21 protein-coding genes and 3 pseudogenes are annotated in these 21144 nt (G+C 66.4%); 8 read left to right on the forward strand and 16 right to left on the reverse strand.

The features are described 5' to 3' along the window. The first annotated feature begins 28 nt into the window (after positions 1-28). Together F6X42_RS08360 and F6X42_RS08365 are read left to right on the forward strand one after the other, a co-directional pair. Positions 29-985, forward strand: a complete 957-nt coding sequence (locus tag F6X42_RS08360) for an ABC transporter substrate-binding protein (RefSeq protein ID WP_187633729.1) — start codon at positions 29-31, stop codon at positions 983-985. 47 nt (positions 986-1032) lie between these two features. Beyond that, positions 1033-2229 carry an acyl-CoA dehydrogenase family protein gene (locus tag F6X42_RS08365; RefSeq protein WP_187633730.1) on the forward strand — a complete coding sequence of 399 codons (1197 nt, stop codon included), beginning with the start codon at positions 1033-1035 and terminating at the stop codon, positions 2227-2229. Between the two features lie 31 nt (positions 2230-2260). On the opposite strand, the gene F6X42_RS08370 is transcribed toward F6X42_RS08365, so the two are convergent. The 4 genes from F6X42_RS08370 to F6X42_RS08385 are packed head-to-tail and all read right to left on the reverse strand — an operon-like array spanning position 2261 to position 6186. Then, positions 2261-3298 (reverse strand): ABC transporter substrate-binding protein, encoded by a 1038-nt coding sequence (locus F6X42_RS08370; RefSeq protein ID WP_187633731.1) that lies wholly within the window; start codon positions 3296-3298, stop codon positions 2261-2263. A gap of 59 nt (positions 3299-3357) precedes the next feature. Then, entirely contained in the window at positions 3358-4149 is a 792-nt protein-coding gene (locus F6X42_RS08375; RefSeq protein WP_187633732.1) for an ABC transporter ATP-binding protein, read from the reverse strand. Next, positions 4143-5207, reverse strand: a complete 1065-nt coding sequence (locus tag F6X42_RS08380) for an ABC transporter permease (RefSeq protein ID WP_187633733.1) — start codon at positions 5205-5207, stop codon at positions 4143-4145. The genes F6X42_RS08375 and F6X42_RS08380 overlap by 7 nt, the downstream gene beginning before the upstream one ends. Then, positions 5194-6186: an ABC transporter substrate-binding protein gene (locus tag F6X42_RS08385; protein ID WP_187633734.1), complete on the reverse strand. Its 993-nt coding sequence runs from the start codon at positions 6184-6186 to the stop codon at positions 5194-5196. Before F6X42_RS08385 ends, F6X42_RS08380 begins: the two co-directional genes overlap by 14 nt. Before the next feature lie 162 nt (positions 6187-6348). On the opposite strand from F6X42_RS08385, the gene F6X42_RS08390 reads away from it, so the two are divergent. Continuing rightward, the gene (locus F6X42_RS08390; protein ID WP_187633735.1) at positions 6349-6852 is read left to right on the forward strand and encodes a flavin reductase family protein; all 504 of its coding nucleotides are present in this window, start codon (positions 6349-6351) and stop codon (positions 6850-6852) included. A 92-nt stretch (positions 6853-6944) separates the two neighbouring features. Here the strand turns inward: F6X42_RS08390 and F6X42_RS08395 are convergent, their stop codons facing one another. Beyond that, positions 6945-7184 (reverse strand): hypothetical protein, encoded by a 240-nt coding sequence (locus F6X42_RS08395; protein ID WP_187633736.1) that lies wholly within the window; start codon positions 7182-7184, stop codon positions 6945-6947. A gap of 269 nt (positions 7185-7453) precedes the next feature. Here F6X42_RS08395 and phaZ point away from each other — a divergent pair, with 269 nt between their 5' ends. Then, on the forward strand, positions 7454-8752 hold the full coding sequence (gene phaZ, locus F6X42_RS08400; RefSeq protein ID WP_187633737.1) for a polyhydroxyalkanoate depolymerase: 1299 nt from the start codon (positions 7454-7456) through the stop codon (positions 8750-8752). A gap of 78 nt (positions 8753-8830) precedes the next feature. Here the strand turns inward: phaZ and phbB are convergent, their stop codons facing one another. The 3 genes from phbB to F6X42_RS08415 all read right to left on the reverse strand — a co-directional run bounded on the left by phbB (position 8831) and on the right by F6X42_RS08415 (position 11147). Beyond that, on the reverse strand, positions 8831-9577 hold the full coding sequence (gene phbB / locus F6X42_RS08405; protein WP_187633738.1) for an acetoacetyl-CoA reductase: 747 nt from the start codon (positions 9575-9577) through the stop codon (positions 8831-8833). Between the two features lie 68 nt (positions 9578-9645). After that, a complete protein-coding gene (locus F6X42_RS08410) occupies positions 9646-10116 on the reverse strand; it encodes a universal stress protein (protein ID WP_187633739.1) in 471 nt (156 codons plus the stop codon). Between the two features lie 41 nt (positions 10117-10157). Beyond that, positions 10158-11147: a zinc-dependent alcohol dehydrogenase family protein gene (locus tag F6X42_RS08415; protein WP_187633740.1), complete on the reverse strand. Its 990-nt coding sequence runs from the start codon at positions 11145-11147 to the stop codon at positions 10158-10160. Positions 11148-11360: 213 nt separating this feature from the next. Here F6X42_RS08415 and F6X42_RS45840 point away from each other — a divergent pair, with 213 nt between their 5' ends. The 3 genes from F6X42_RS45840 to F6X42_RS08430 all read left to right on the forward strand — a co-directional run bounded on the left by F6X42_RS45840 (position 11361) and on the right by F6X42_RS08430 (position 12931). Then, positions 11361-11885 (forward strand): YeeE/YedE family protein, encoded by a 525-nt coding sequence (locus F6X42_RS45840; protein ID WP_187633741.1) that lies wholly within the window; start codon positions 11361-11363, stop codon positions 11883-11885. Position 11886: 1 nt separating this feature from the next. Continuing rightward, positions 11887-12339, forward strand: a complete 453-nt coding sequence (locus F6X42_RS08425) for a YeeE/YedE family protein (protein ID WP_187633742.1) — start codon at positions 11887-11889, stop codon at positions 12337-12339. A 61-nt stretch (positions 12340-12400) separates the two neighbouring features. After that, the gene (locus F6X42_RS08430; RefSeq protein WP_187633743.1) at positions 12401-12931 is read left to right on the forward strand and encodes a cytochrome b; all 531 of its coding nucleotides are present in this window, start codon (positions 12401-12403) and stop codon (positions 12929-12931) included. Positions 12932-12948: 17 nt separating this feature from the next. On the opposite strand, the gene F6X42_RS08435 is transcribed toward F6X42_RS08430, so the two are convergent. The 7 genes and pseudogenes from F6X42_RS08435 to F6X42_RS46395 all read right to left on the reverse strand — a co-directional run. Beyond that, the gene (locus F6X42_RS08435) at positions 12949-14367 is read right to left on the reverse strand and encodes an FAD-binding oxidoreductase (protein WP_187633744.1); all 1419 of its coding nucleotides are present in this window, start codon (positions 14365-14367) and stop codon (positions 12949-12951) included. 17 nt (positions 14368-14384) lie between these two features. Then, a complete protein-coding gene (locus F6X42_RS08440; protein ID WP_187633745.1) occupies positions 14385-15656 on the reverse strand; it encodes an alpha-hydroxy acid oxidase in 1272 nt (423 codons plus the stop codon). A gap of 37 nt (positions 15657-15693) precedes the next feature. Next, a complete protein-coding gene (locus tag F6X42_RS08445) occupies positions 15694-17241 on the reverse strand; it encodes a D-arabinonate dehydratase (RefSeq protein ID WP_187633746.1) in 1548 nt (515 codons plus the stop codon). A gap of 49 nt (positions 17242-17290) precedes the next feature. After that, positions 17291-18580, reverse strand: coding sequence for an MFS transporter (locus F6X42_RS08450; RefSeq protein WP_187633747.1), 1290 nt, complete (start codon positions 18578-18580; stop codon positions 17291-17293). Between the two features lie 312 nt (positions 18581-18892). Continuing rightward, positions 18893-19054 (reverse strand): annotated as a pseudogene (locus F6X42_RS45845) (mannitol dehydrogenase family protein); the annotation flags it as partial. 28 nt (positions 19055-19082) lie between these two features. Then, positions 19083-19382, reverse strand: a pseudogene (locus F6X42_RS46390) (dehydrogenase); the annotation flags it as partial. Between the two features lie 57 nt (positions 19383-19439). Further along, positions 19440-19628 (reverse strand): annotated as a pseudogene (locus F6X42_RS46395) (alcohol dehydrogenase catalytic domain-containing protein); the annotation flags it as partial. 265 nt (positions 19629-19893) lie between these two features. Here F6X42_RS46395 and F6X42_RS08465 point away from each other — a divergent pair. Further along, a complete protein-coding gene (locus F6X42_RS08465; RefSeq protein ID WP_187633748.1) occupies positions 19894-20604 on the forward strand; it encodes a FadR/GntR family transcriptional regulator in 711 nt (236 codons plus the stop codon). A 127-nt stretch (positions 20605-20731) separates the two neighbouring features. Here F6X42_RS08465 and F6X42_RS08470 read toward each other — a convergent pair. Further along, positions 20732-21144: MFS transporter (locus F6X42_RS08470; protein WP_187633749.1), on the reverse strand; the 413-nt coding region annotated here is incomplete at its 5' end.

Here is a 21144-nt window from a genome sequence, read left to right on the forward strand (position 1 = left end):
TTTCCACTTGGCCTGCGCCGCGCTTCCTATGTTCTATCTTGCGAATCGGTTTCTACTGAGGTTTTCCGGTGTTCTGCTCAGCGCGCTCGGCGCAATTGCACCGCTTGCGGCTACGGCGGATTCCACGCTCAGGGTCGGCGACCAGCAATTGCAGACTCGCGGCATTCTCGAAGCGTCTGGAGAACTGAATAATCTTCCGTACCGGATCGAATGGTTCAACTTCCCCGCCGCGCAGCCGCTCGGCGAAGCGCTCAATGCGGGCGCGATCGACGTCGGCGGTCTCGGCGATGCGCCGCTGATCTTCGCCTACGCCGCGGGCGCCCGGGTGCGCGCGGTGGCGGCGACCCGCTCGATTCCGCGCGATCTCGCGATCATCGTGCCGGACGCGTCGCCGATCAAAACGACCGCCGATCTCAAGGGCAAACGCATCGCGACGACGCGCGGCTCGATCGGCCACTACCTCGCGATCGCAACGCTGGAGCGCGCCGGCATCAAGCTGTCCGACGTATCGCTGCGTTTCATGCAGCCGGCCGATGCGAAAGCGGCGCTCGCGTCGGGCAACGTCGATGCCTGGTCCACGTGGGACCCGTACGTCGCGCTCGCCGAGCAACAGGATCATGACCGCAGCATCGCCAACGGCATCGATCTTTCGTCGGGACTCAGTTTTCAGGCGGCGACGCAGACGTCGATCAAGGACAAGCACGCGGAAATCGCCGACTTCCTGAAGCGCGTGGCCGCCGGCCAGCGCTGGGCGCTCGCGCATCCGGACGAAGTCGCCGCCATGCAATCGAAGGTGACCGGCTTGCCGCCCGACGTGCTGAAAACGGTCTACCGGCGCGCGCAATTGCGACCCGTTGCGATCGACGACGGCCTGATCGCCGAGCAGCAAAAGACCGCCGATCTGTATCACCGCGCGGACGTGATCAAGACCCGCCTCGACGTGACGCCAAGCTTCGACCGGCAATTCCCGCTCGACGCGCGATGACGTCGCGAGCATCCGCACAACCCGCAAACCCAACCGATCTCTGCACGATGACCAGCCGTCCCGCTGATAGCGCGCTTGCCGAAGCCGAGCGTGACGCCGCCGCGCTCGATGCGCTCGCCGATCTCGACAGTCCGCAAGCCGCCGCGTGGCTCGACGCGCTGACCCGCGAGTTCGCGGCCGGCGCGCCCGCGCTCGACGCCGGCCCGCTGTTCCCGCACGACAACCTCGCGCGCCTGCGTCGCGCGGGCCTGCTGTCGCTGAGCGTGCCGCGCGCGCTCGGCGGACGGCAAGCCACGCTTGCGCAAACGCTGCGCGTGGTCGGCGCGGTCGCGCGCGCGGAGCCGTCGACGGCACTGATCCTCGTGATGCAATGCCTGTATCACCTGCGTCTGCAGGCCAATCCGAACTGGCCTGCCGCGCTGAAGGAACGCATCGCGCGCGATGCCGTCGAGCGCGGCGCGCTGATCAACTCGCTGCGCGTCGAGCCCGAGCTCGGCTCGCCGTCGCGCGGCGGCCTGCCCGCGACGATCGGACGGCGCGAACACAATCACTGGCTGCTGAGCGGCCGCAAGCTTTATTCGACCGGCAGCCCGGGGCTCACATGGTTCGCTGTCTGGGGCCGCACGGACGAGGCCGCGCCGCGCGTCGGCACATGGCTCGTGCATCGCGACCTGCCGGGCATCCGCTTCGGCGAGCCCTGGAACCATCTCGGCATGCGCGCGACCGGCAGTCACGAGGTGATCTTCGACAACGTGTGCGTGCCGCTCGACCACGCGGTCGACCTGCAGCCGCCGCGGCAGGCCACCGGCATGGACCCGCTGACCGGCATCTGGATGAACGTGCTGCTGCCGTCGATCTACGACGGGGTCGCGCGGGCCGCGCGCGACTGGTTCGTGCAATGGGCCGCGCAGCGCACGCCTGCCGGGCTCGACGCGCCGCTGTCGAGCCTCGAACGGTTTCAGCAGACGGCCGGCCGCATCGACGCGCTGCTGTTCAACAACCGCGCGCTGCTCGACGCGGCACAAGCGCCGGCGATCAAGTATCTGGTCAGCCAGAACGCGATCGAAGCCGTGCAGCTCGCGCTCGAAGCGAGCAGCAATCCGGGACTGAGCCGCGACAACCCGCTGGAGCGCCACTACCGCGACGTGCTGTGCGCGCGCATTCATACGCCGCAGAACGATACGGTGCTCGGCAATCTCGGGCGCGCCGCGTTTGCCGGGGTTGCGGGGGTTGCCGCTCCATAGATTCGGCCGCGCGCGGAGCGCGTGCGGCCTCTCAAGCCAGCACGTCGGCAAACACCCGGGTCGCGAAGCGATCCGAACTCGTGCCCGCATTGAGCACGCCGACCGATTTCAGATCGTCCGCGTACAGCGCGATTTCCTTCTTGAACGCATCGCCGACCGGATGGTGACGATCGGTGTGGCTCTTCAGCATCTCGGTCAGTTGCGCGACGTTCGCGCCCGGCGCATTCGGCGCGAAAATCGCCGCCGCCTCGGCCGGATGATTCGCGGTCCATTCGGTTGCCTCGAGCAGCGCCTGCGTGAGTGCCTGCGCGCTCGCGCGGTCCTTGCGGACCAGCGACCCGCGCACGCCGAGCACGCAGCACACGCGGTTCGCGTACTCGCCGCACAGGTTGTTCGACACCTCGTGCAAATGGTCGGTCTCGCGCAGTGTCCAGATGGTCGGATCGCCGTCGGCGATCGCCTGCACCTCGCCCTTCCTGAGCGCCTCGCCGAGCAGCGGCGCCGGATACTGGCGCCAGCGCACGTCGTTATCGGGATCGATGCCGAGCTTCTTCAGTGTGATCGCGAAAAAATTCTTCGCCGGGCTCGCCATGTCGCTGACGCCGACCGTGCGCCCCTTGAGCCCTTGCAGATCGACGATGCCCGATGCGCGCGTCGCGAGCAGCCGCATGCAGCCGCCGTGGATGCCCGCCGTCAGCTTCACGTCGAAGCCCTGCTCGAGCGGCTTGATCCAGCGCAGCGCCATGCCGACACCGGCATCGGACTTGCCCGTCGCGATGGCTTCGAGCAACTGGTCGGTCGAGCCGGCGAAGTTGACGAGTTCCACTTGCAGCCCATGCTTGCGGAAAAAGCCCTGCTGCGCGGCGACCGGCACCGGCGCCGTGCAGATCGCGCCCGCGTTCCACGACAGTTTGAGCGGCTGCAACGCTTGATCGGCTGACGCGCGTACGCCCGGCAGCCCGAATGCGGCACCGCCTAACGCGGCCGCGCCGGCGGCCTTCGCCGCGCGGCCGAGCCATGCGCGGCGCGCGAGGTTGGCCGGCGCGCGGTCGTCGTCGAAATGATTCATTGCTGTGCTTCCCAGAGGTGTGGTGATGAGTGAGCGGGTTGCAGATGCCGGCGCGCGTGTCAGGGGTCGAGGCCCAACTGCGCCAGCACCTTGCGGCGCAGCGCGACGAGCGCGGGGTCGTCGCGATGCCGCGGATACGGCGCGTCGTTGCGCACCTGCGCGACGATGCGCGCGGGCCGCTCGCTGAGCACGATCACGCGATTCGCGACATACAGCGCTTCCTCGACATCGTGCGTCACGAGCAGCACCGAAAACCGCTGCGCCTGCCACAGTTGCACGAGTTCGCCCTGCATGCGCATGCGCGTCAGCGAATCGAGCTTGCCGAACGGTTCGTCGAGCACCAGCAGTTGCGGGTCGTTGACGAGCGCGCGAGCCAGCGCCGCGCGCTGCGCCATGCCGCCCGACAGCTGATGGGGGAACGCGTTCGCGAAGGCGGACAGGCCGACCAGCTCGAGTGCGGCATCGATGCGCGCTGCGGCGGCGCGCTTCGTGCGACGCGCCTCGGGACCGAGTGCGACGTTGTCGCGCACGGTCCGCCACGGGAACAGCGTCGGGTCCTGGAAGACGACCACACGCGACGGGTCGGGGCCGCCGACGCGCTCGCCATCGGCGTGGATGGTGCCTTGTGCCGGGCCATCGAGGCCGGCCACGAGACGCAGCAACGTCGATTTGCCACAGCCGCTCGGTCCCAGCAGCGCAACGAATTCGCCGGGCTCGATCGAGAGGCTGACGTCGTCGAGAACTGGCAACGCGGTGCCGCGCAGCGCGAAGCGATGACTGACGTTACGCACGTCGATGCGTGCGCCTTGCCGCGTATCAGCGGCGAAGTGCGCTTCGGAGGCAGCTACCATTTCAGCATTCCTTTCTGCCAGGCCAGCAGACGATCGCGCACGCGAAACAGCAACGTGATGAGGGCTGAGCACATCAGTGCCATCACGAGCAGCGCGGCATACATGTTCGGATAGGCGGCCCAGCCCTGCGCCCATTGCAAGTACCAGCCGAGTCCCGCCTTCACGCCCATCATCTCCGCGACGAACAGCACGGCAAACGAGGCACCGAGGCCCATGAAGAGCCCCACGAACACGGACGGCAATGCGGCGGGAACCGCGACACGCAGAATCAGGAACGACGGCCGCGCGCCGAGCGTGCGGGCTACGTCGTAGTAGGCGGAGTTGACGCTCGCGACGCCCGACCACGTGAGCACGGCAACCGGAAACGCGGTCGCCAGCGCGATCAGGAACACGCTCGCGCTGAAGCTCGACGGAAAGAAGAAGAACGCGAGCGGCAGCCACGCGGTGGCAGGCAGCGGCCCGATCAGCCGCAGCACGGGATGCACCCAGTAGCCGACCGCCTTCGACCAGCCGATCGCGACGCCGATCACGAAGCCCGTCAACGCACCGGCCACATAGCCATAAGCAAGCAGCGCGAACGAATGCGCAACGCTCGCGGCAAGCCGCGGCAGATCGTCGGCATAGACGGCGATCAGGGCCTGCGGCGGCGCGAAGAACGGCCGCGGCAGCCATTCGAGCTGCGCGGTGGCGATTTCCCATCCGGTGATGCCGAGCGACAGCGCGAGTAGCCATGGCGTCGCCTCGAGCCATGCGTCCAGCCGTGAGCTTGCCGCGGTGGCCACGCGCCAGCCGGCCACGCCGATCGCCAGCGACGCCGCCGCGAGCACGAGCTTCAGAATCAACAATTCGCGCGTGTACGGCCAATCGTCGAGCGTGGGCCACCATTGCGTGAGCGCCGCGCCAGCTAGCCAGCCAAGCGCGGCCAGTATCGCGGCGACGCGCTTGCCTCGTTCGCGCGCGACGTGTCGGGCGGCGTCGGGAAAGCCGGCGAGTTCGACAGCACGGGATCGAGTCGACCGGGCGCCGCGCTGCGTCAAGGCGAGATCATGCGTTGGCAAGATGAACCTCCGAAATCGCGCGCACGTCGATGCGGTTGGGCAGGATCGCGTCGCGCTGCGCGCGGTCCGCGACTTTTTGCAGCGCGTCGATGTCGCTGTCGTTGACGAAATGCTGCTTCAGCGACGCGCGTTTCGTGATCTGCCGCGCCGCATCGAGTGGCGAGCGCGTGAGCGTCGCGTAGATCTGCGCGTAAGCCTCGGGGTTTGCGATCGCCCAGTCGCCCGCGCGTTGATAACGCAACAGCAGGTCCGCGATCGCGGCGCGTTTGCGCGGGTCCGCTAGCGCATCGCCCGATGCCGTGATGAAGCCGAGCCCGCTGTTGATGCCGGTGCCGTCGCGCAGCACGCGGCCGCCGCGCTGCACGGCGATGCCGTAGTACGGATCGAACGTCGCCCAAACCTCGATCGAGCCCGATGCGAAGGCGGCAAACGCATCGACGGGCAGAATGAAACGCACCGACACGTCGTCCTTCGACAAACCCGCCTCGGCCAGCGCGCCATACAACTGGAACTGGGAAATGCTGCCGCGCGCCGACGATACGAATACCGTCTTGCCTTTCAGATCGGAGACCGAACTAATCGTGGAATGCGGCGCGACCAGAATGCCAAGTTGTGCGCCCGATCCGACTCGCGTCGCGACGATTTTCAGCGACGGGTCGCCGACGGCCGCCGCGAGTACCGGCAAGTCGCCCGCCGGCGCGAGATCGACCGAACCGGCGCGTTGCGCTTCGAACAACGGTGCCGCGCCCTGGAAGTTGGCCCAGCGCCACGCGTAGGGCGTGCCGTCGAGCACTTTCGCCGCTTCGACGAGGGCGCGCGTACCACCGGCCTGATCGCCGAGCACGAGCGTCACGCTTTGCGCGGCGCGGGCATCACTCGTGCTGGCAAACGCGGATACCGCGGCGATCGGCGTCGCGGCCAGCGCACGCATAAGCGTGCGCCGCCGTGTCGAAATTGACGTTAGAGCAGATGCGGTCATAGGTCCTCGCTGTCGATATGCAGCACAGCGTAGCGACGAAAAACCGCGCTGAGAATCATTCTATTTCGATATGTTTATATCGATTCAATATTTATGTTTTGCATCTTCCGGGCAGCCACAGAGGTATGCAACGCGTGACGCAAAATCAAACAGGAGGGACCCATGAGCAACGGCATCGCGAAACTTTTCCGGCATTTGACCGCGGGTGTGTATGTGATCGGCGTAGCGAACGGCGAGCGCCGCAATGCGTTCACCGCAAGCTCGGTGATGCAGGTTTCGTTTTCACCATTGCTGGTCGCCCTCGGCATCAGTCCCGAGCATGCGTCGTACGAACTCCTGCGCAGCAGCGCGGTGTTTGCGATCAGCGTGTTGCGCGCGGATCAACAGCGGCTCGCCGAGCACTTCGGCACGCAGTCGGGCCGCGCGGTCGACAAGCTCGCGGCGGCTCGCTGGCGTTCCGGCGTGACCGGCGCGCCGCTATTGCTCGATGCGCTCGCGCATTTCGAGTGCCGGGTGACCGACGACATCGAGGCGGGAGATCATCGGGTGGTCGTCGGGCGTGTCGTCGATGGCGCGCTAGACGGTGCGGACGGCGCGCCGCTGATCTATGCTCAGACTGGCAATCTCGACATGAGCGAGGACCTTTACCCGGAGACGTTTTCGTAGCGGGTGGGATAACCGAAGTACCCGTCAGGTACGCATCTTGCAACGGGGGAGGCATTCCGTCCCGCTCGATCCCGCCGCACCGCAGCCCGCTTTTACACCCCGATGGTCCGCGTCTTCTTCAGCGCGATCCATGTCATGCCTTCGCGCAAGCCTTCGAGTACCGCCTCCCTTTCCACGGCGAACACCCGCGATTGATGAAAGGTGCGCTCGAAATCACCGTCGGGCGACGCATGCCTGACATGGATCGTCGCCTGAAACCCGCCTTCCTGCGCCTCGTGCGTCTCAACGCTCACGGACCAGCTTCCTTCCTGCGCGTTTGCTGATAGGGTCATTGGATGCTCCTCGGTTGTCGCGAGCGACTGCCATCGTCAGCGTAATCCCATTACTTTCAACTTCGTTTCAGACGCGCGCCATCGCGTGAAAACCCTGCAGGGAAAACGCGCAGCGACCCTTGCACGCGGCGTGCTCACCGCGCCGCATGCACCGATTTCGCGCCCCTCGCCCCGACGTTTCGCGGTAAGCTTTCCAACGGTATCCGCGTCACGAGTTCGTGCCGGTGCGGCAACGCTGCCCTCATGATCGACGAACGTCGGAGTTCATCATGTGGTACGCCTTCATCGATGCACAGCAACGCCTCGCTCGCGCGATGGTCGGGGGAGTGCAAGCCGAATCCGACTCGGGGCCGCGCCCGCAAGCGGGCTGGCTCGGCCCGGAACTGGCGGCCGACGCGTTCAGTTGCTGGCTGCTGAGGTCCACTTGCGCTTTCGAGCGGACCCCGCCATTCGCCATCCACTCCGTTGCGGGCAACGGTCTCCGCGTTGCCGTCGACGAAAGCGTCGTCGCTTCGCTGGCGGTCGGCGCGCTGCGAAGATTCAGGCGCAACCCGCCTACGCCGTCCGCTGACGGAAAACTGCCGGTGCTGTTGTGCGCGCCGCTTGCCGGACATCGTTCGGTCATGCTGCGCGAGACCGTCGAAACGCTGCTCGAAGAACGTGACGTGTTCGTGACCGATTGGGCCGACGCGCGCGACGTGCCGCGCGAAGCGGGCCCCTTGTCGCTCGACGACTACGTGCGGGCGCTCGAAAGCTTCATCAGCACCGCCCGCGCGTTCGGATCGCCGCTTCACATGATCGCGATCTGTCAGGCGAGCGTGCCCGCGCTCGGCGCCGCGGCGCTGCTCGCCACGGACGAGGCCGCGCCGATCGCGAGCGTCTCGCTGCTCGGCGGCCCGATCGATACCCGTTTGAACCCGACCGTCACAGACCGCTTCGCGAGTTCCCATACGCTCAAGTGGTTTCACGACAATGCGATCGATACGGTTCCGCCGCCCTATTGCGGCGCGGGACGCCTCGTGTATCCGGGTTTCATCCAGCAGGCCGCGATTTTTGCCGCGCATCCGGAGCGGCACTTGCGACTCGAAGCGGATTACTGGTCACGTTGGCTAGCGGGCGACATGCCCGGTGCGCAGCAGGCGCTGCGCTCGGCGAACGAATATGCCGCGGTCCTCGACATGGCCGAATGCTACTTCCTCGACATGCTTCGTGTGGTGTTTCACGAACATCTGTTACCGCGCAAGCTGTGGTCGGTCGCCGGGCGTCAGGTGCAGATCGCCGCGCTGCGCGATACCCCGCTGTGCACGATCGAGGGCGACAGCGACGAGATCACAGGCGCGGGGCAAACACATTGCACGCATGCGCTTTGCGATGCATCGACGATGCGACCCGCGCGGCAGATCACCATCGAGCAGTGCGATCACTACGACCTGTTCATCGGGCCGCGTTGGCGCGATGCGGTTCATCCGGGGCTCCGCGAATTCTGGCGCGATCTCGAACACGCCGCTTTGGAGGTTCGCCGGCCGCGCCGCGCGCTCAGGGTTTCGGCAAACCGCAGATCGGCCTGAGGCGACTGCGAAACCGTCGGCAGTGCGTATCTGGCGATCGTCGAGCGCGAAGTCACGACGCAAGTTGCACAGTGCGCCTCAATGCATATGCATGCCCCCATTGATCGCGATGTCGGCACCGGTGATAAACGCCGCCTGCTCGGAGCATAGAAACGCAATCAGCGCCGCCACCTCGTCCGGACGTCCCAGCCGGCCGACCGGAATCTGCGGCAGGATCTTCGTGTCGAGGACTTCGCGCGGCACCGCTTCGACCATCGCGGTCGCGAGATAACCGGGCGACACCGTGTTCACCGTGACGCCGTGCTTCGCGGTTTCGAGCGCGAGCGCCTTCGTGAAACCGTGCAAGCCCGCTTTGGCCGCCGAATAATTGGTTTGCCCGTAAGCGCCGCGCGAACCGTTGACCGACCCCACGTTGACGATACGGCCGTGGCGCCGCTCGAGCATGCCGGGCAATAGCGGCTTGGTCATGTTGAACAGGCCATCGAGATCGGTACGCAGCACGGCGTCCCAGTGCTCCTTGCTCATCTTCGCGAAGCTCGTGTCGCGCGTGATGCCCGCGTTATTGATCAGCACGTCGACCGCGCCCAGTTCGGTCAGTACGCTTTGCGCGCAGCGCGCGCATGAATCGAAGTCGGCGATGTCTGTTTCATACGCATGAAAATCGCGACCCGTGTCGCGCTCGTGCTGCAGCCATGTCGACACGTGATCGTTGTGCGTCGAATACGACACCGCGACCGTCATGCCCGCGTCATGAAGCGCCCGGCTGATCGCCGCGCCCAAACCGCCCATCCCGCCTGTGACCAATGCCACGCGATCCGTTCCCATCTGAACTCCTCCTTGCCGTGTCTGCCATTGAAGGTGCGATCCATGTACTCGCGCGCCGCCGTCGCGGATTACCCGGCAGGTGCCTCCTCGGTGCTCTGCTCGCGCAACAGCAACACCGGACAGCGTGACGAACGCAGCACCCGCTCCGCCACGCTGCCGATCACGAGGCGCTGCACGCCGCGCCGTCCGTGCGTGCCCAGCACGAGCAGATCCGCGTGGATCTGCTCCGCGTGGCGCAGCACGATACTGGCGACGTCGTCGGACAGGCTGTCCGACTCGATCAGTTCGGGGCGGCATGGCACCTCGGCGTCGACGCACGCTTGTGCGGCCTCGTCGAGCACCGAATGGCCGTCCTGGCGCAATGCCTCGACGAGTGTCATCGGATCGAAATAGCCGGCATAGGAAAAGAGCGGGGTCTTGTCGACCACATAAACCGGATGCACGACGCCTTTCGTCAACGCGGCGAGATTCACCGCTTCTTTTAGCGCGCGTTTCGAGAAGGTACTGCCGTCGAGCGCGACGAGGATATGCTGATACATGCCGTTTCTCCACTCAGGTTGGATTGATCGACGCGCGTGGCTCACGAGCGGATCGCGAGCACGGCCGCGCCGGTCAGGTTGCCATTGCGCAGGTCGTCGAGCGCGCGGTTCGCGTCGCGCAACGCGTAGGTGGTCGTCTCGATCGCGAGCCGCGTCTCGCCAGCGCTGCGCATGAACGCCAGCCCATCGTCGCGGGTCAGATTCGCGACCGATACGACGCGCCGCTCGCCCCACAGAAACGCGTACGGGAACGACGGAATGTCGCTCATATGAATGCCGCCGCACACCACCACGCCGCCCTTCGCGACCGCCTGCAGCGCCAGCGGCACGAGCGCGCCGACCGGTGCGAACAGCAGCGCCGCGTCGAGTTCGGCGGGGGGCGCCTCGTCGCTGCCACCGGCCCACGCCGCACCGAGCCGCAGCGCGAGCTGCTGGGCCGCGCGATCGCCGGGACGCGTGAACGCGTAGACAGTACGCTGCTGATGATGCGCGACCTGCGCGACCAGATGCGCGGCCGCGCCGAAACCATAGATGCCGATCCGTTCGGCGTTGCCCGCCATGCTCAGCGTGCGATAGCCGATCAGTCCCGCGCATAGCAGCGGCGCCGCCTCGATATCGCTGTAGTGCGGCGGCAGATGGAAGCAGTAGCGGCTATCGGCGACCGTCCGCTCGGCGTAGCCGCCGTCGATCGTGTAGCCGGTGAAACCCGCGTCGTCGCACAGATTTTCGCGGGCGCACAGGCAGTAGCGGCAATGGCCGCAGGTGCGCCCGACCCACGGCACGCCGACCCGCTCGCCCACCGCGAAACCGCTGACGCCCGCGCCCAGTTCGGTCACCACGCCTACGATTTCGTGGCCCGGAATCACCGGCCGCTTCGGATGCTCGAGTTCGCGGTCGACCAGATGCAGGTCCGTGCGGCATACGCCGCAAGCATGCACGTCGATCAGGATCTCCCCGGCACCGGGCCGCGGATCCGGCACTTCCCGCTCGGTCAGGGTCGCCGAACTGCCGTCGAATATCATCGCTCGCATCGGGTTCTCCTGCACACGCATCGGCACGTCGATCAGGACCGTTTCGCCGCCCGTACACTGATCTTATGCCTGATACGGGAGCACGTGCCGCGATTGCGGAAATCCGGGATTGTCTGCTCGCGTGCGCGGCGTCTGCGCCGACGGCCGGCGTCGCCTATCGCGAACCCGAGCCGAGCGCGCTCGTCGGCAGCGGCGACGTTCTCGCGACGGCCCATGCACCGCGCAACGCTTCCTCTCGGAGTCGCGTTGTGGTTCACTGGCGCCACCGCGTTCATCCAGCAATACGACAACCATGCAGAACGAACGATGATCGATCTCGACAATTTCACCCCCGTCGCATCCCTGTGCGGGGGCTTGCTAATCGGCGCCACCGCTGCGGCGATGGTGCTGGTGCTGGGCCGCATCGCCGGAATCAGCGGCATAGTCGGCGGCCTGCTGCGCTGGACGAAGCGCGACAGCGCATGGCGCGTCGCCTTCGTGGCCGGACTCGTCGCTGCCGCGGTGATCGCGCGCGCGGTGGGCGCACCGGTCGCGATCACCGTCGACGCGTCGTGGCCCGCCGTGATCGCGGCCGGCTTGCTGGTCGGCATCGGCACCCGCTACGGCAGCGGCTGCACCAGCGGACACGGCGTGTGCGGCATTTCACGCGGCGCGGTGCGCTCGCTTGCCGCGACGGCGACGTTCATGGCGGCCGGCTTCGTCACCGTGTACATCGCGCGGCATCTTCTGGGAGCTTAGGATGGCAACAATCGTTTCATTCGTATGCGGGCTGCTGTTCGGTTTCGGCCTGCTGTTGTCGGGCATGGCGAACCCCGCGAAAGTGCTGGGCTTCCTCGATATCACCGGACGCTGGAATCCGTCGCTCGCGTTCGTGATGATCGGCGCGGTGGCGGTCGCGGCGATCGGCTTCGCGATCGCGAAGCGCCGCGACAGGTCGCTGCTCGGATTGCCGATACAGGTGCCGGCGTCGGCGCATGTCACGCGAAGACTGCTGCTGGGCAGTGGCGCGTTCGGCGTCGGTTGGGGAATTGCCGGGTTCTGCCCCGGCCCCGCGCTCGTCGCGCTCGGGCTCGGGTCGGCGAAAGCGTGGGTGTTCGTCGCGGCGATGATCGCGGGAATGGCCGTCTTCGAGCGGCTCGAACGGCGCTCACAGGCGCTGACAGGCGGCCTCGACGAGCGGCCGTTAACCTGAGCTTAAGGCGCGGCAGTGTACGATCCTGTGTCAACAGAACCCTCTACTCTCAGGCTCGCCCATGCATCTCTCGACTGAACCCCGCTATGACATCGTTGCACGTTTGCTCCATTGGCTCGTCGTCGGGCTGGTTGCCGCGCAGTTCGTGATCGGCTGGACGATGCCGGACGTGCATCGCGATACCGTGCCGAACGGCGAAATCGCGTGGCACCTGGGCGTGGGCACCGCACTGCTCGCCGCGATGGTGTGCCGCGTGCTGTGGCGTGCGACTCATCGGCCGCCGCCGGACAACCTGCCGCCGTTGTTTCGCGTCGCCTCCAAAATCGCGCACCTGGCGCTGTACTTGCTGCTCGTGCTGGTGCCGTTGCTCGGGTGGATCAACGCTTCGTCGCGCGCATGGACGGTCCGCCTCGCCGGATGGGTTCCGTTGCCCCCGCTGTCGGCGGCGGGTTCGTCATTCGGGCATGCGATGGGCGATGTTCATAGCGTTCTCGCTTGGGTGCTGTTCGCCGTCATCTGCCTGCACGTCGCCGCGGCGATGTTTCATCAGTTCGTCACCGGCGACCGCGTTCTGCAGCGCATGAAAATCTAGCGCGACCGCCACGCACGCTACATCGCGATCACCTTGCCGGGGTTCAGGATGTTGTGCGGATCGAGCGCAAGCTTGATCGCCTTCATCGCAGCCAGTTCCGCCGGCGAGCGTGACAGACCGAGCACGCTCAGCTTCTCCTCGCCGATTCCATGCTCGGCCGACACCGAGCCGCCCATTTCCCCGGTGAGTTCATAGACGACGCGCTTGACGTCGGCGGCGGCCTCGTCGGTCCAGCCCGGTTCCTGCACCACCACGTGCAAGTTGCCGTCGCCGAGATGCCCGTACACGAGGATCGTCGCTTGCGGCCAGCGCGCACGCAGCCGCTCGTCGCAGCGCTGTGCCGCATCGCCCGCCTGCGCGACCGCGAAGCTGATGTCGAACGAGATGCGTCCCGGGATCAGACGCGGATATTCGGCCGGCGCGTCGCGAATCGCCCAGAACGCCGCGGCATCCGCCTCCGATTGCGCGATCGCGGCGTCGGCGATCACGCCGCCGTCCAGCATGTCCGCGAGGAATTCCTCGAAAGCCGCCGACTGCCGCTCCGGGTCCGCGCCGCAAGTCTCGAGCAATACGTAGTAAGCGTGATCGCTCGCGAGCGGCACGCGCAACTCGGGCATGCGTTGCCGCACGAAGTCGCAATAGCTGGGCCACATGACCTCAAACGCGGACACCCCGGCCGGCAGCCGCTCCTGTGCGCGGCCGAGCAGCGTGGTCACCGCCGCATAGTCAGGCATGCCGCACCATGCGGTCGAGATCGCGCGCGGCTTGGCGCGCAGGCGCAGCACCGCGCGCGTGATGACCGCGAGTGTGCCTTCGCTGCCCGTCAGCAGGTTGCGCAGGTCGTAGCCGGTATTGTTCTTGATCATCTTGCGCTCACCGCCGATCACGCTGCCGTCGGCGAGCACCGCTTCGACGTCGAGCACCTGATCGCGCATCATCCCGTAGCGGATCACGCGATTGCCGCCCGCATTGGTCGCGATGTTGCCGCCGATCGTGCAACTGCCGCGCGCGCCGAGGTCAAGCGCGAACATGAAGCCGGCGTGATCGGCCGCTTCCTGCACGACCTGCAGCGGTGTGCCCGCGAGCACCGTCATCGTCGCGCTGACCGGGTCGATGTCGACGACGCCGTTCATCCGCTCGACGCTCAGCGCGACTTCGCCGCCGAGCACGCAGGCGCCGCCCGCGTGCCCGGTCATGCCGCCTTGCGTGACGACCGGCTGGCGGAATTGATGACAGATGCTGAGCGCGGTGGCGACCTCTGCGGTCGTGCGCGGGCGGATCAGCGCGATCGGATCGGTCGATGGCGTGCCGCTCCAGTCCGCGAACTGCCGCCCGCCAAATTCGGTCGGCAGGCTCACGATGTCCGCGCCGAGCGCCGCGCGCAGCGCGGCGACGGCTTCGTTACCGCGGGTCGCGGAGATCGGTTCGTGCTGCATCGGACATCTCCAGTTCGTCAGACGGGCAGCGCCGTTGCGCGCGCCTGCCCCGTTTGAATTGCAGTTTGAATTTGAGTTTGCGTCTCCGTTCGCATGCGCGACAGCGGCGCCTCACGCCCGGGCCAGCGCAGATAACTCCGGTCGAGCCCGGCGATCTCGCTGCACCCCAACAGACCGAGCGCCCGATCGATCTCGGTCTTCAAAATCTCGATGGCCCGCTCGGCACCCGGCTGACCGCCCGCGCTCAGGCCGTACGTCGTCGCGCGTCCGAGCAACACCGCGTCGGCACCCAGCGCAACCGCCTTCAGGATCTCGGAGCCGCGGCGGAATCCACCGTCGAGCATCACGCACAGCTTACCGCCGACCTGCTCGACGACTTCGGGCAGCACATCCATCGCCGAGACCGCGCTGTCGAGCTGCCGGCCGCCGTGGTTCGACAGCACGACACCGTCGACGCCGGCCTCCAGCGCCTTCAGCGCGTCCGGTGCGCCAAGCACGCCCTTGACGATCAGCCGACGCGGCCACAGATCGCGCAGCCAGCGGATATCCTGCCACGACAACGACGGGTCCAGTTGCTGGCCCAGCGTGATCGTCGCGCCCTTCACGCTGTCCTGCCCCGGCGGCAGCAGGTCGCCGAGATTCGCGAAGCGCGGCATGCCGTTGGGCCACAGCACGTTGGCCATCCAGCGCGGATGGCGCAACACGTCGAACTTGTTGCGCCAGTCGAGTTTCAGCGGCGCGATGTAGTTGCGCAGGTCCCATTCGCGCTTGCCGAACACCGCGCTATCGGTCGTGACGACCAGCGCCTCGATGCCCGCGGCCTTCGCACGCTGCGCCAGCTTCGCGAGATATTCGCGCGTGCGATACATATAGACCTGCATCCATACGCGACCGCCCGCACGCTGCACGACGTCCTCCAGCGCGACCGTCGACACATTGCTCAGCACGAACGGAATGCCGGCCGCCGCCGCGGCACTGGCCAGCTTGACGTCGCCTTCGCGAAACATCAGGCCGCTATAGCCGGTCGGACCGATCATGAAGGGCGCCGCGCTGCGCTCGCCGAACAGCATCACGCTCTGGTCGCGCCGCTCGACGTTCACGAGCGTGCGCGGCAGAAAAGCGATTTCGCCGAACACGTCGCGATTGCGGCGCAGCGTCGCTTCGTCTTCGGCGCCGCCCTCGACATACTCGAAACAGAAATTCGGCAGACGCTCGCGGGCCATCGCACGCAGATCATCGATGCTGTGCGCGCGCTTCACGTCGCGGCCTGAATAAAGGCGGCGTTCCAATTGCATCCTCCTGGTTGTGTCGCTGCGATTCCCCGGCTCAGGTCACCACGCCGACCTGCCACGGCACGAATTCGCTTTGCCCATAGCCGTGCAACTCGCTCTTCGTGCGCGTGCCGGACGCGCAATCGAGCATCGTGCGGAAGATCGCTTCGCCGAGTTCGTCGATGCTCGCGCTGCCGTCGATCACGCCGCCGCAATTGATATCGATGTCGTCCTGCTGGCGCTCCCACAACGCGGTGTTGGTCGCCAGCTTCAATGATGGCGACGGCGCGCAGCCGTAGGCGGAGCCGCGCCCGGTCGTAAAGCAGATCAGGTTCGCGCCCGAGGCGACCTGCCCGGTCGCCGACACCGGGTCGTAGCCGGGTGAATCCATGAACACGAAGCCCTTCGCGGCGATCGGCTGCGCGTATTCGTAGACGTCGACCAGATTCGTCGTGCCGCCTTTCGCGACCGCGCCGAGCGATTTTTCGAGGATCGTCGTCAGGCCGCCCACCTTGTTGCCCGCCGATGGGTTGTTGTCCATCGCGCCGCCATTGCGCGCGCAATAGTCTTGCCACCATGCGATGCGCGCGAGCAGCTTGTCGCCGACGGCGGCGCTCACCGCGCGGCGCGTCAGCAGATGCTCGGCGCCGTAGATTTCCGGCGTTTCCGACAGGATCGCGGTGCCGCCATGCCGCACCAGCCGATCGACCGCGGCGCCGAGCGCCGGATTCGCGGAGATGCCCGAGTAGCCGTCCGAGCCGCCGCATTGCAGACCGACGCATAGATGCGAGGCCGGCACCGGCACGCGCTGCACGCGGTTCGCGTCGGCGAGCATCTCGCGCACCGTCGCGATACCACGCTCGATCGTCTTGCGCGTACCGCCGCTGTCCTGGATCGTGAAGCTGCGCAGCTTGGTCGTACTGGCGTCGAGCCCGCCCGCGGCGAGCACGCCGGCGATCTGGTTCGTCTCGCAGCCTAGCCCGACGAACAGCACCGACGCGAAGTTCGGATGCACTGCGTAACCGGCAAGCGTGCGGCGCAGGATCGCGATCCCCTCGCCCTGCATGTCGATGCCGCAACCGAGCCCGTGCGTCAAGGCGATCACACCGTCGACGTTCGGATAGTCGGCGAGCGCGTCGGGACGCACGTCGCGCCGGAAATGATCGGCGATCGCGCGTGCGACCGTCGCCGAGCAGTTCACGCTGGTCAGGATGCCGATGAAATTGCGCGTCGCGACGCGGCCGTCGTCGCGACGAATGCCCATGAAATGCGCGGGCTCGTCGACATAGACGGTCGGCTGCGCATCGACGCCGAACGCGTGCTCGCGGGAGAACTCGGACATGCCCAGATTGTGCGTGTGAACATGCTGGCCGCGCGCGATCGCCTCACGCGCGACGCCGATGATCTGGTTGTAGCGCTTGACCGGCTCGCCTGGCGCGATGTTGCGGGTCGCGATCTTGTGCCCCGGTGGAATCAGCCCGGCGACGACCAGTTGTTCCGCGTCGATGCGGGTGCCCGGCAACAACTGCCGGGTCGCGATGATGACGTCGTCGCCGGGATGCAGGCGGATGATCGCGGACGCGACGCTAGCTTGAGTGGACATGAAAAGCCTCGATAGCAGGGTTATTCGAATGCGCTGGAAACAGAATACGTCAGATCGTGGAGCCCGCGCCCTTCGGCAGATCGCGGCTTTCCGATTCCAGCGACAGCGGCTCGATGCGTCCCACGATCACCAGATAGCTGAACGCACCAAGGAAGCAGAAACCACCCGCCACGACGAGCGGAATCGTGAACGAGCCCTTCGTCATCGCGACCATCACGCCGGTGAACGTCGTGATCACGATCCCCGCCAGATTCGACGCGAAGTTCTGGATGCCGCCGATCGACGCGACATGGCGCGGCGTCGGCGCGACATCGCAGGGCAGCGACCAGATGCTCGCCGCGGCGAACGCGAGGCTGCCATAGGCGATGCCGAAGAACGCGAGCATCAGATACGTGTTCTCCGTGAACGCCGACAGCGTGATCACCGACGACAACAGCATGCCGCCGACCATGCAGGTCTTGCGCGCAGCCGTCAGGCTCCAGCCGCGCCGGAACAGCGCGTCGGACACATAGCCGCCGAGCCAGCCGCCCGGGATTGCGATCAGCGCCGGAATCATGCCGAGCGTGCCGAGCGATTTCAGCGAGAAGCCGCGCGTCTGCACGAGGTAGCTCGGAAACCACGTAATGAAGAAATAGATCACGAAGTTCAGGCAGAAGAAGCCGAGCATCATCCCCCACAGCGTGCGGTGACGAAACAGCGATGCCCACGTCACGTTCTCCTGATCGCCCCTCGCCCGAGCCGCCGGTGCGGCGTTGCGTGCGATGTGCATCGCGTCTTCCACTGGATTGCGATAGATCACGAGCCAGCCGACGATCCACACCGCGCCGAGCATGCCAGTGAGGACAAATGCGGCCTTCCAGCCCAGCGTGCCGATGATCAGCGCGACCACGGGAATCGACAGCGCCGAGCCGACCCGTGAGCCGCTATCGAAGATGCTCGTCGCGATCGCGCGTTCCTCGGGCCGGAACCATTGACTGACGAGCTTCGCGCAGGACGGATACGCGCCCGCCTCGCCGACGCCGAGCAGCAGCCGGCAGCCGAACATCCCCGCGACGCTGGTCGTGACCGCGGTGGCCGCGGTAAACACCGACCACCAGCCGACTGCGAGCGGCAGCGCGATGCGCGCGCCGACCCGATCGACGAACCAGCCGAACGGCATTTGCATCAACGCGTAGGTCCAGAAGAACCCGCTCAGGATGAAGCCCATCTCGGCGGGGCCGATGCCGAGCGCCTTTTCGATTTGCGGCGCGGCGACCGCGAGATTCGCACGATCGATGTAATTGACCGCGATCGCGAGAAAGCACAGAAAAATCACTACCCAACGCATCTTCTTCTTCATGAAATCGTCTCCTCTTGGCTGGTTTCTATCTGGATGAATCACGCGGCCTCGCGGCCGCCGGCGTGCTGCCGGGGTGTACTGCCCGGGTCTACTGCCCGGGTCTACTGCTGATCTACTGCGGATTGACGACCCGCGCCGCTAGCCGCCGTGTGCGCGCGCGGCAAGCGCCGCGTTCAGACGCGGTTGCTCGACACGCACGCCAAGCTCGCGTGCGAGCTCGATCACCGGCTTGAAACGGCGCTCTTTCTTTTGCTCGTGATTGCGCGCGATGTCGGCGAGGCGATGATCGAGGAACGGGTTCTCGAAGCGTTCGCGCAATGCTTCGATGCGCGCGAGGCTCTCGGGGTTGGCCGTCGTCTGCACGACGCTCACGTGCCCCAACGCGCGGCCCGCGTCGAGCGCCGCCGAGACGAATAGATCCGCGTGCGCCTGCAGGAAGCGGCTCGTGCCGAATTGAAGAATCGGGTTGCCCATCGTCCGCATCGTCGGTTCTCCCGCTCGCTCAACAGGCGACCAGCGCCTTGATGACGCCGGCATCCGGATTCAACAGCTCGGGGAATTCGCCCGGTAGATCGGCGAGTTCGACGACGTGCGTATTCAGCGCTGCGCTCGGAATCTTGCCCGCGCGCATTGCGTCGAGCACCGTTTCGAAGTCGGCGACGGCCGCGTTGCGACTCGCGAGCAAGGTCGTCTCGCGCTTGTGAAACTCGGGATCGGCAAACGAAATGCGCTCGCTGACGATCGACACCAGCACGTACTTGCCGCCGTGCGCGACGAACTGCAGCCCACGCTCCATCGCCTTCACCTGGTCGCCGGCCTTGACGTGCGCGCTGGCCGGCGCCGATTCGACGATGCCGGCGAGCTCGTGCCCCATCACAGGCGGATACGACAGATACGGCTGATTGCCGGTGAAGATGTGGAAGTCGGTGCCACAGATGCCGACCCGGCGGATGCGGATCAGCACATCGTCAGGGCCGGCGTTCGGCATCGCACGTTCGGCGAGCGCGAGCTGGCCGGGTTGTTCGCAAATGACTGTCTTCATCGTCATGGAGGAATTGATCGGGTATCGGGATGCGAAGCGAGCAGCAGGGCGGCTCGACTGGCGTCTATCTGGCGTCTATCCGGCCTTACCAATTCGCAAAAATAACGTCACATGCGATACTGGTCAAGCCAATTTGCACGGAATTGGGGGAAACCCCCGAACGCTGTCAGCGCGTCGCCGAGCGCGCGCGGTTTGCGCGTCGGGCGCTTCGATCTACAATCGGCGCTCGCCTTATCGGGCTTGCACAAGCTCTATCGCCGGGAAACGTTTCGTGACTGTCAAACCTGCCGACCCTCGCCGTCTCTATCTTCAGATCGCGGAAAAACTGCGCGATCTGATCGCTCAGCCGGATTTCGCGCCGAACGGCCGCCTGCCGCCCGAACGCGCGCTGGCGGAGACGCTCGGCGTGTCGCGGCCGTCGGTGCGTGAAGCGCTGGTCGCGCTCGAACTGGAAGGGCTCGTCGAGATTCGCATGGGCTCGGGCGTCTATCTATGCGCGGCGCCGTCCGCGCGGAACGGTGCATCGCTGTCGCCGGCCGAACTCGGCGACAGCCTGCTCGACATCATGGGGGCGCGTTGTGTGATCGAAGGCTCGATTGCCGCGAGCGTCGCGCCGTTCTGCAAGCCGAAAGACCTGAAGACGCTGCGCGCGATCTACGACGAGATGGCGCGCGAAGTCGAAGCCGGCAGAATTCCGGTCGCGTCCGACCGCGCGTTCCATCTCGCGATCGCGCAAATGTCCGGCAACGAAGTGCTCGTGCGCACCGTCAGCTCGCTATTCGATGCGCGGCATAGTCCGCTGTCGGAAAAGCTGCGCGGCCACTTCGAAAACGAAACGACGTGGGGCGCCGTGCCCGAAGAACATCGCGTGATTCTGGAAGCGCTGGAAGCGCATGATGCAATCCAGGCGCAGGCGGCGATGCAGCGGCACTTGAAGCTGTCGTTGGAGCGGGTCATTGCGGGGGGGCAGCGCACGTCTTAGGCGGCGCTCCGGGATACGGTCGAATCAGCTCGCATGCACGACGTTCGAACTGCGCCATGCCGGACATCCGAACCCAGTAGTGATTGGCCGGCAAGCCATTGACCGCCAGCACGCGATGATTTCCCGATCAGCGCGCCGCCGCCCGTGCCCTGACCGACTTCACGCGCCAGTTCGCGAGCGCGCCGAGCGCCATCAGCAGGCTGGTGCCGAGAAACACCGCGCGCATGCCGACATGTCCGCCGACGAAACCGCCTAGCAGCGGCCCGGCCACCTGCCCCGCGTACTGCGACGACACCGAGTACCCAAGAATCGCGCCCGTCACGTGCGCCGGCACGTTGTGGCGGATCACGCTCGCGATGCACGGCAGCAAACCGCCTAATGCGATTCCCATCAGGAAACGCAGCACGATCAATTGCCAGCTCGCGGTGACGAACGCCTGCGGCACGAGCAGCACCGCCGAGGCGGCGAGGCAGCCGACGATCACATTCCAGTGCCCCGCGCGATCGGCGAACTTGCCCAGCCGTGACGACGAGATCATGC

The organism is Paraburkholderia podalyriae, from assembly GCF_014397785.1.
GTDB lineage: Bacteria > Pseudomonadota > Gammaproteobacteria > Burkholderiales > Burkholderiaceae > Paraburkholderia > Paraburkholderia podalyriae.

Bases quoted from the DNA above. Each gene is read 5' to 3' on its own strand.
- F6X42_RS08360 (WP_187633729.1), top strand. From the start codon at position 29: ATGTTCTATCTTGCGAATCGGTTTCTACTGAGGTTTTCCGGTGTTCTG.
- F6X42_RS08365 (WP_187633730.1), top strand. From the start codon at position 1,033: ATGACCAGCCGTCCCGCTGATAGCGCGCTTGCCGAAGCCGAGCGTGAC.
- F6X42_RS08370 (WP_187633731.1), bottom strand. From the start codon at position 3,298: ATGAATCATTTCGACGACGACCGCGCGCCGGCCAACCTCGCGCGCCGC.
- F6X42_RS08375 (WP_187633732.1), bottom strand. From the start codon at position 4,149: ATGGTAGCTGCCTCCGAAGCGCACTTCGCCGCTGATACGCGGCAAGGC.
- F6X42_RS08385 (WP_187633734.1), bottom strand. From the start codon at position 6,186: ATGACCGCATCTGCTCTAACGTCAATTTCGACACGGCGGCGCACGCTT.
- F6X42_RS08390 (WP_187633735.1), top strand. From the start codon at position 6,349: ATGAGCAACGGCATCGCGAAACTTTTCCGGCATTTGACCGCGGGTGTG.
- F6X42_RS08395 (WP_187633736.1), bottom strand. From the start codon at position 7,184: ATGACCCTATCAGCAAACGCGCAGGAAGGAAGCTGGTCCGTGAGCGTT.
- phaZ (WP_187633737.1), top strand. From the start codon at position 7,454: ATGTGGTACGCCTTCATCGATGCACAGCAACGCCTCGCTCGCGCGATG.
- phbB (WP_187633738.1), bottom strand. From the start codon at position 9,577: ATGGGAACGGATCGCGTGGCATTGGTCACAGGCGGGATGGGCGGTTTG.
- F6X42_RS08410 (WP_187633739.1), bottom strand. From the start codon at position 10,116: ATGTATCAGCATATCCTCGTCGCGCTCGACGGCAGTACCTTCTCGAAA.
- F6X42_RS08415 (WP_187633740.1), bottom strand. From the start codon at position 11,147: ATGCGAGCGATGATATTCGACGGCAGTTCGGCGACCCTGACCGAGCGG.
- F6X42_RS45840 (WP_187633741.1), top strand. From the start codon at position 11,361: ATGCACCGCGCAACGCTTCCTCTCGGAGTCGCGTTGTGGTTCACTGGC.
- F6X42_RS08425 (WP_187633742.1), top strand. From the start codon at position 11,887: ATGGCAACAATCGTTTCATTCGTATGCGGGCTGCTGTTCGGTTTCGGC.
- F6X42_RS08430 (WP_187633743.1), top strand. From the start codon at position 12,401: ATGCATCTCTCGACTGAACCCCGCTATGACATCGTTGCACGTTTGCTC.
- F6X42_RS08435 (WP_187633744.1), bottom strand. From the start codon at position 14,367: ATGCAGCACGAACCGATCTCCGCGACCCGCGGTAACGAAGCCGTCGCC.
- F6X42_RS08445 (WP_187633746.1), bottom strand. From the start codon at position 17,241: ATGTCCACTCAAGCTAGCGTCGCGTCCGCGATCATCCGCCTGCATCCC.
- F6X42_RS08450 (WP_187633747.1), bottom strand. From the start codon at position 18,580: ATGAAGAAGAAGATGCGTTGGGTAGTGATTTTTCTGTGCTTTCTCGCG.